This is a genomic window from Nostocoides japonicum T1-X7 (assembly GCF_001046855.1).
In the GTDB taxonomy this organism is placed as follows: Bacteria; Actinomycetota; Actinomycetes; order Actinomycetales; family Dermatophilaceae; genus Nostocoides; species Nostocoides japonicum.
The window spans coordinates 2,939,929-2,948,502 of record NZ_HF570958.1 but is presented as its reverse complement, the minus strand read 5'-3'; the positions used below and the strand labels follow the sequence as shown (position 1 = coordinate 2,948,502).

3 protein-coding genes, 3 rRNA genes and 1 pseudogene are annotated in these 8,574 nt (G+C 62.7%); all 7 read left to right on the top strand.

Annotation, left to right across the window (positions count from 1 at the left end):
- The coding region (locus BN12_RS13210) for a DNA-3-methyladenine glycosylase (protein WP_200901213.1) at nt 1–352 on the top strand (352 nt) is incomplete at its 5' end.
- Complete coding sequence (gene tyrS, locus BN12_RS13205; protein WP_048553124.1) at nt 349–1,623, top strand: tyrosine--tRNA ligase; 1,275 nt, start codon at nt 349–351, stop codon at nt 1,621–1,623. The genes BN12_RS13210 and tyrS, both read left to right, overlap by 4 nt.
- 552 nt (nt 1,624–2,175) lie before the next feature.
- Nucleotides 2,176–3,698: ribosomal RNA gene (locus BN12_RS13200) — 16S ribosomal RNA — on the top strand.
- Nucleotides 3,699–4,028: 330 nt separating this feature from the next.
- A 23S ribosomal RNA gene (locus BN12_RS13195) occupies nt 4,029–7,136 on the top strand.
- A 74-nt stretch (nt 7,137–7,210) separates the two neighbouring features.
- Nucleotides 7,211–7,327, top strand: a 5S ribosomal RNA gene (gene rrf / locus BN12_RS13190).
- The 16S, 23S and 5S rRNA genes sit together here, the layout of an rRNA operon.
- 292 nt (nt 7,328–7,619) lie before the next feature.
- Entirely contained in the window at nt 7,620–8,342 is a 723-nt protein-coding gene (locus BN12_RS13185) for a tetratricopeptide repeat protein (RefSeq protein WP_048553122.1), read from the top strand.
- Nucleotides 8,326–8,574 (top strand): annotated as a pseudogene (locus BN12_RS13180) (HAD-IIA family hydrolase); the annotation flags it as partial. The gene BN12_RS13185 and the pseudogene BN12_RS13180, both read left to right, overlap by 17 nt.

Here is an 8,574-nt window from a genome sequence, read left to right as displayed (position 1 = left end):
GGCGCGCCTCACCCGGACCCTCGGGCTGGGTCGCGACGACAACGGCGCCGACCTGTGCGGGGCCATGGCCGAGCCGCGCCTCGAGCGCGCGGATCCTGCTGCCGTCGACGTCCACCGCATCCGCACCGGCCCGCGCGTCGGGGTGAGCGGGCCGGGCGGGGACGGCACCGCATACCCCTGGCGGTTCTGGCTCGACGGCGAGCCGACGGTGTCCGCCTACCGCCCGGGAGTCGTCCGGCGTGGACGCGGGCGAGACGGTCGCGCGGACGCGACGGGGGATGGGGCAGGCTGGGCTCGGCATACCGTCGTATGCCGAGTGTCACCCGACGACGAAGGGAACCGAGGGCCGTGAGCAGCATCCTCGACGAGCTCCAGTGGCGAGGCCTGGTGGCGCAGACCACCGACGAGGCCGCGCTGCGCGAAGCCCTCGAGAACGGTCCGATCACGGCGTATTGCGGCTTCGACCCGACGGCGCCCTCGCTCCACTTCGGCAACCTCGTCCAGCTCATCGTCCTGCGCCACCTGCAGCGCGCGGGGCACCGGGTCATCTGCCTCGTCGGCGGGTCGACCGGCCTCATCGGCGACCCGAGGCCCACGGCCGAGCGAGTCCTGAAGACCAAGGAGCAGACGGCCGACTGGGTCTCCCGGATCCAGCAGCTCGTGCGGCCGTTCCTCGACTTCGACGGCTCCGACCCCGCCGTCGCGCACCCGGCGATCATGGTGAACAACCTCGACTGGACGGCGCCGATGTCGGCGCTGGACTTCCTCCGCGACGTCGGGAAGCACTTCCGGGTCAACCAGATGGTCCGCAAGGAGGCCATCGCGGCGCGGCTGCACAGCGACGAGGGCATCTCGTACACCGAGTTCAGCTACCAGCTGCTCCAGGGCCTGGACTACCTCGAGCTGTACCGGTCCTACGGATGCACGCTGCAGACCGGCGGCAACGACCAGTGGGGCAACCTCACGGCCGGCTCGGACCTCATCCACCGGGTCGAGGGCGTCTCTGTGCACCTCCTCACGACCCCGCTCATCACCGACTCCTCGGGCCAGAAGTTCGGCAAGAGCGAGGGCAACGCCGTCTGGCTGTCGGCGGAGATGACGAGCCCGTACGCCTTCTACCAGTACTGGCTCAACGTCGAGGACGCGTCGGTCGTCATGCTCCTCAAGGTGTTCACCGACCGCTCCGCGGAGGACATCGCCGAGCTCGAGCGATCGGTGACGCAGGAGCCGTTCCGGCGGGCGGCGCAGCGAGCCCTGGCGGCCGACGTCACGACGCTCGTCCACGGGGCCGATGCGACGGCCGCCGTCCAGGCCGCGTCGGAGGCGCTCTTCGGCAAGGGAGACCTCCACGCGCTGGACGCCGACACGCTGTCCGACGCGACGGCGGAGCTGCCCGGCGCGGTCCTCGAGCCGGGGGTGAGCGTGGTCGACGCGCTCGTCGCCGTCGGCCTCGCCGACTCCCGCAACGCCGGGCGCCGCACCGTCGGCGAGGGCGGGGCGTCGGTGAACGGCCGCAAGGTGACCGACGCCGACCAGATCCTCGCCCCCGAGGACTTCCTCCACGGCCGGGTCGCGGTCCTGCGGCGGGGCCGTCGCAACCTCGCGGCGGCGCGCCGCGGCTGAGGCGCGGGCGCGACACGCCCGGGCTGCACGGTCGGATTTGGAGCCGCCGCAGACCTCGGTCTAATGTTCTCGACGTCAGCCCGACAGGGAGGAACGGACGCCACCGAGGCGAGCATGACTCGCCCGAAGCAGGCCGGTCCCGAGGACTGACTCCCGCCACACGGCAGTGCCCACGAGGTCTGCTAGAGTGGGACGCGTCATACCGAGCCAAGCAGGTCGAACCCGGTCACTCGATGAGTGGGTCACGGATTTGACTCTCCAAGAGCGGTGACGTACAGTAAAACGGTTGCCCCGAAACGGTTGGTCTCCTCGACCGACGTTCCGGTGCGCGTCCGAACCTTGAGAACTCAACAGCGTGTCAAAAATCGATGCCAATAACCTCGTCGTGAGGTTCGGCTCGAACCGGCCGTCCGGTCGGCGAGAGCAGGAGCTCACACGAAAATCCTTTGGTTGACAACGATCATCTAGCAATAGCTAGTTGTTCTTGCTCAGTCAGCGAAACAACCCTTCGAGGGTAAAGATTTCTCGGGCTTCGCGCCCGGGAGTCACACATCAACGGAGAGTTTGATCCTGGCTCAGGACGAACGCTGGCGGCGTGCTTAACACATGCAAGTCGAACGGTGACCCTGGAGCTTGCTCCGGGTGATCAGTGGCGAACGGGTGAGTAACACGTGAGTAACCTGCCCCAGACTCTGGAATAACCCCGGGAAACCGGAGCTAATACCGGATACGAGACGGAGAGGCATCTCTACCGTCTGGAAAGTTTTTCGGTCTGGGATGGACTCGCGGCCTATCAGCTTGTTGGTGAGGTAACGGCTCACCAAGGCGACGACGGGTAGCCGGCCTGAGAGGGCGACCGGCCACACTGGGACTGAGACACGGCCCAGACTCCTACGGGAGGCAGCAGTGGGGAATATTGCACAATGGGCGAAAGCCTGATGCAGCGACGCCGCGTGAGGGATGACGGCCTTCGGGTTGTAAACCTCTTTCAGCAGGGAAGAAGCGAAAGTGACGGTACCTGCAGAAGAAGCACCGGCTAACTACGTGCCAGCAGCCGCGGTAATACGTAGGGTGCGAGCGTTGTCCGGAATTATTGGGCGTAAAGAGCTTGTAGGCGGTCTGTCGCGTCTGCTGTGAAAATCCGGGGCTCAACCCCGGACTTGCAGTGGGTACGGGCAGACTAGAGTGTGGTAGGGGAGACTGGAATTCCTGGTGTAGCGGTGGAATGCGCAGATATCAGGAGGAACACCGATGGCGAAGGCAGGTCTCTGGGCCACTACTGACGCTGAGAAGCGAAAGCATGGGGAGCGAACAGGATTAGATACCCTGGTAGTCCATGCCGTAAACGTTGGGCGCTAGGTGTGGGACTCATTCCACGAGTTCCGTGCCGCAGCTAACGCATTAAGCGCCCCGCCTGGGGAGTACGGCCGCAAGGCTAAAACTCAAAGGAATTGACGGGGGCCCGCACAAGCGGCGGAGCATGTGGATTAATTCGATGCAACGCGAAGAACCTTACCAAGGCTTGACATATACCGGAAACATCCAGAGATGGGTGCCCCGCAAGGTCGGTATACAGGTGGTGCATGGTTGTCGTCAGCTCGTGTCGTGAGATGTTGGGTTAAGTCCCGCAACGAGCGCAACCCTCGTTCTATGTTGCCAGCGGATCATGCCGGGGACTCATAGAAGACTGCCGGGGTCAACTCGGAGGAAGGTGGGGATGACGTCAAATCATCATGCCCCTTATGTCTTGGGCTTCACACATGCTACAATGGCCGGTACAAAGGGCTGCGAAATCGCAAGATGGAGCGAATCCCAAAAAACCGGTCTCAGTTCGGATTGGGGTCTGCAACTCGACCCCATGAAGTCGGAGTCGCTAGTAATCGCAGATCAGCAACGCTGCGGTGAATACGTTCCCGGGCCTTGTACACACCGCCCGTCAAGTCACGAAAGTCGGTAACACCCGAAGCCGGTGGCCCAACCCGTCAGGGAGGGAGCCGTCGAAGGTGGGACTGGCGATTGGGACTAAGTCGTAACAAGGTAGCCGTACCGGAAGGTGCGGCTGGATCACCTCCTTTCTAAGGAGCACTGGTCGCGCAAGCGATCCAGAGCCTGGTCCGTCGGCGTACGTCCGGCGGCAGGTGCTCACGGGTGGAACATCGATTAGTTGGCGCCATGTCAGCTCGACAGGTCAGTACAAGCCGCAAGGCAGTGGAACACCGTCGAGAGGACATCGGCGCCTGACACGCTGTTGGGTCCTGAGGGCTCGGCCGGCGACGGCAGCACTCACGACCATTCGGTCAGGACCATCACCACGGACGAACCACCGCCCTGCGCGGTAGGCGCCGAGTGCGGTGATGGGCCGCCCGTATTTTGAGAACTACACAGTGGACGCGAGCATCTTTGTGGCTCAAGTTTATAAGGGCACACGGTGGATGCCTTGGCACCAGGAACCGAAGAAGGACGTAGGAATCTGCGATAAGCCTCGGGGAGTCGATAACCAGACTGTGATCCGAGGATTTCCGAATGGGGAAACCCGGCTGGAGGCAAGTCCAGTCACTCTCACCTGAACACATAGGGTGAGCAGAGGGAACGTGGGGAAGTGAAACATCTCAGTACCCACAGGAAGAGAAAGCAACCGCGATTCCGTGAGTAGTGGCGAGCGAAAGCGGAACAGGCTAAACCGGCCATGTGTGATAGCTGTCAGGCGTTGCATGACCGGGGTCGTGGGACTTCTCAGCTGGCTCTGACAGGCCAGCATGGAGTCAAAAATGCGCGTTATAGTCGAAGGGCATTGAAAGGCCCGGCACAGAGGGTGCTACCCCCGTAGACGAAATGGCGTGCACTCCAGAGAACCATCCCAAGTAGCACGGGGCCCGAGAAATCCCGTGTGAATCTGGCGGGACCACCCGCTAAGCCTAAATATTCCCTGGTGACCGATAGCGGACAAGTACCGTGAGGGAAAGGTGAAAAGTACCCCGGGAGGGGAGTGAAATAGATCCTGAAACCGTGTGCCTACAATCCGTCGGAGCCTCCTTGTGGGGTGACGGCGTGCCTTTTGAAGAATGAGCCTGCGAGTTAGTGCTCAGTGGCGAGGTTAACCCGTGTGGGGAAGCCGTAGCGAAAGCGAGTCCGAACAGGGCGAATGAGTCGCTGGGTCTAGACCCGAAGCGGAGTGATCTACCCATGGCCAGGTTGAAGCGACGGTAAGACGTCGTGGAGGACCGAACCCACTTAGGTTGAAAACTGAGGGGATGAGCTGTGGGTAGGGGTGAAAGGCCAATCAAACTCCGTGATAGCTGGTTCTCCCCGAAATGCATTTAGGTGCAGCGTCACGTGTTTCTTACCGGAGGTAGAGCTACTGGATAGCCGATGGGCCTCACCAGGTTACTGACGTTAGCCAAACTCCGAATGCCGGTAAGTGAGAACGTGGCAGTGAGACTGCGGGGGATAAGCTCCGTAGTCGAGAGGGAAACAGCCCAGACCACCAGCTAAGGTCCCTAAGCGTGTGCTAAGTGGGAAAGGATGTGGAGTTGCTCTGACAACCAGGAGGTTGGCTTAGAAGCAGCCACCCTTTAAAGAGTGCGTAATAGCTCACTGGTCAAGTGATTCCGCGCCGACAATGTAGCGGGGCTCAAGCACACCACCGAAGCTGTGGCATTGACACATCTGCCCGGCCTCCTTCAGTGGAGGTCCAAGCGTGTCGATGGGTAGGGGAGCGTCGTGTGGCGAGGGAAGCGGCGGAGTGATCCAGCCGTGGACGCCACACGAGTGAGAATGCAGGCATGAGTAGCGAATGACGGGCGAGAAACCCGTCCGCCGAATAACCAAGGGTTCCAGGGTCAAGCTAATCTGCCCTGGGTAAGTCGGGACCTAAGGCGAGGCCGACAGGCGTAGTCGATGGACATCCGGTTGATATTCCGGAACCGGCGAAGAACCGCCCCTGACGAACCGAGTGATGCTAAGCGCCTGAAGCCAGCTGACGTCTTCGGACAGATGCTGTGTGGAACGCGCGACCCGACCTCGTAGTAGTCAAGCGATGGAGAGACGCAGGAAGGTAGCCTCCGCGTGGCGATGGTTGTCCACGTCCAAAGGTGTAGGGAGTGGTGTAGGCAAATCCGCACCACACATATCCTGAGACCTGATAGTGACCGCGAATGCGGGAAGCAGGGTGATCCTATGCTGCCAAGAAAATCTTCTAGCGAGGTTCTAGCCGCCCGTACCCCAAACCGACTCAGGTGGTTAGGTAGAGAATACCAAGGCGATCGAGTGAATCGTGGTTAAGGAATTCGGCAAAATGCCCCCGTAACTTCGGGAGAAGGGGGGCCCGGACCCTGAAGTGGCTTGCCCACTAGGGTGAAGGGCCGCAGAGACCAGGGAGAAGCGACTGTTTACTAAAAACACAGGTCCGTGCGAAGTCGCAAGACGATGTATACGGACTGACGCCTGCCCGGTGCTGGAAGGTTAAGAGGACGGGTTAGATCTTCGGGTCGAAGCTCGGAATTTAAGCCCCAGTAAACGGCGGTGGTAACTATAACCATCCTAAGGTAGCGAAATTCCTTGTCGGGTAAGTTCCGACCTGCACGAATGGCGTAACGACTTCTCCACTGTCTCAACCACGAACTCGGCGAAATTGCACTACGAGTAAAGATGCTCGTTACGCGCAGCAGGACGGAAAGACCCCGGGACCTTTACTATAGCTTGGTATTGGTGTTCGGTGCGGCTTGTGTAGGATAGGTGGGAGACTGTGAAGCATGCACGCCAGTGTGTGTGGAGTCATCGTTGAAATACCACTCTGGTCGTTCTGGATATCTAACCTCGGTCCGTGATCCGGATCAGGGACAGTGCCTGGTGGGTAGTTTAACTGGGGCGGTTGCCTCCTAAAAGGTAACGGAGGCGCTCAAAGGTTCCCTCAGCCTGGTTGGCAATCAGGTGTCGAGTGTAAGTGCACAAGGGAGCTTGACTGCGAGATAGACATATCGAGCAGGGACGAAAGTCGGAACTAGTGACCCGGCGGTGGCTTGTGGAAGCGCCGTCGCTCAACGGATAAAAGGTACCCCGGGGATAACAGGCTGATCTTGCCCAAGAGTCCATATCGACGGCATGGTTTGGCACCTCGATGTCGGCTCGTCGCATCCTGGGGGTGGAGTTGCTCCCAAGGGTTGGGCTGTTCGCCCATTAAAGCGGTACGCGAGCTGGGTTTAGAACGTCGTGAGACAGTTCGGTCCCTATCCGCTGTGCGCGTAGGAAGCTTGAGAAGGGCTGTCCCTAGTACGAGAGGACCGGGATGGACGAACCTCTGGTGTGTCAGTTGTCCTGCCAAGGGCACGGCTGATTGGCTACGTTCGGAAGTGATAACCGCTGAAAGCATCTAAGCGGGAAGCACGCTTCAAGATGAGGTTTCCATGGGGTTCACCCCGAGAGGCTCCCAGTAGACGACTGGGTTGATAGGCCAGATGTGGAAGTGCAGCAATGCATGCAGCTGACTGGTACTAATAAGCCGATAACTTGATACACACTCTAGATTTGCTCGCGTCCACTGTGTTGTTCCCGAGATACGGTCGGGAAACGATTGAGATCTCCATAGAGTTTCGGCTGTCATAGCGAAGGGGAAACGCCCGGCTCCATTCCGAACCCGGAAGCTAAGCCCTTCAGCGCCGATGGTACTGCACTGGTGACGGTGTGGGAGAGTAGGACGCAGCCGGACAACCTTTCACAGATGGCCCGCCGGATTCCCGGCGGGCCATCTGCGTGACGACCGTCCCTACAGGCAGCAAGGAGCACCCACCGTGGCGCAAGGAGCAGGCGGCGACCGACGGTCGGCCGGCCGAGGTGCGTCGGGTCACGGCCGTGGCGGGGCTCCGCGGAAGGGGCCGCGACCCGGGAAGGCTCCGGTCCCGGGGTCGGGCCGAGACCGTGCGGAGGGACAGCCGCAGCGAGGTGGGCCCCGACTGGCCCCGAGGCGTCCACGACTGCCCGAGCCGCGCATCGCCGAGGGTGTGACGGGCAAGGAGCTCGACCGCGACGTGCGGGCGCAGCTGCGGACGCTCAGTGCGGAGAACGCCACCGGAGTCGCCCAGCACCTCGTCATGACCGCCCTCCTGCTCGCCGAGGGAGACCTCGAGTCCGCACTCGCCCATGCCGAGACGGCGGTGCGGCGGGCGGGCCGGGTGCCCGCCGCCCGTGAGGCGCTCGGCATGGTCGCCTACCGGATGGGGGACTTCGCCCGGGCCCTCACGGAGTTCCGCACCGTTCGACGGCTGAGCGGGTCCTCCCAGCTGCTGCCGCTCATGGTCGACTGCGAACGCGGGCTCGGGAGGCTGGACCGCGCCCTCGACCTCGCGTCCTCACCGGAGGCCGCGCAGCTCGGCGAGGCGGAGCGGGTGGAGCTGGCCATCGTCGTCTCGGGGATCCGCCGGGACCTGGGACAGCCCGAGGCCGCTCTCGTCGCGCTCCAGCAGCCGGCCCTGCGCCGTCGGCGTCTCACCCCGCACGGCGCGCGACTGGCCTATGCGTATGCGGACGTGCTCCTCGAGCAGGGCCGGACGGCGGAAGCGCGGGACTGGTTCGCCCGCGCGGCGGAGGCCGACGTCGACCTGACGACCGATGCGGCCGAGCGGCTCGAGGAGCTCGACGGCATCGTCGTCACCGACCTCCTCGGCGACGAGGACGAGCCGGAGACCAAGGACGGCGGGTCCGAGGGCGATGACGGCCGCGACTGACCCGACGACGCTCGCCGCGGCATACGAGGGGCTCGTCTGCGACCTCGACGGCGTCGTGTATCGGGGGCCGCACGCAGTGGCGCATGCCGTGGAGTCGCTGCGCGCCGTGACCCGGCCGGTGCAGTTCGCGACGAACAACGCCTCGCGGGTGCCCGCCGAGGTGTCCGAGCATCTCACCCGGCTCGGTCTCGCCGTCGGGCCGGGCGACGTCGCGACGAGCGCCGAGGCGGCC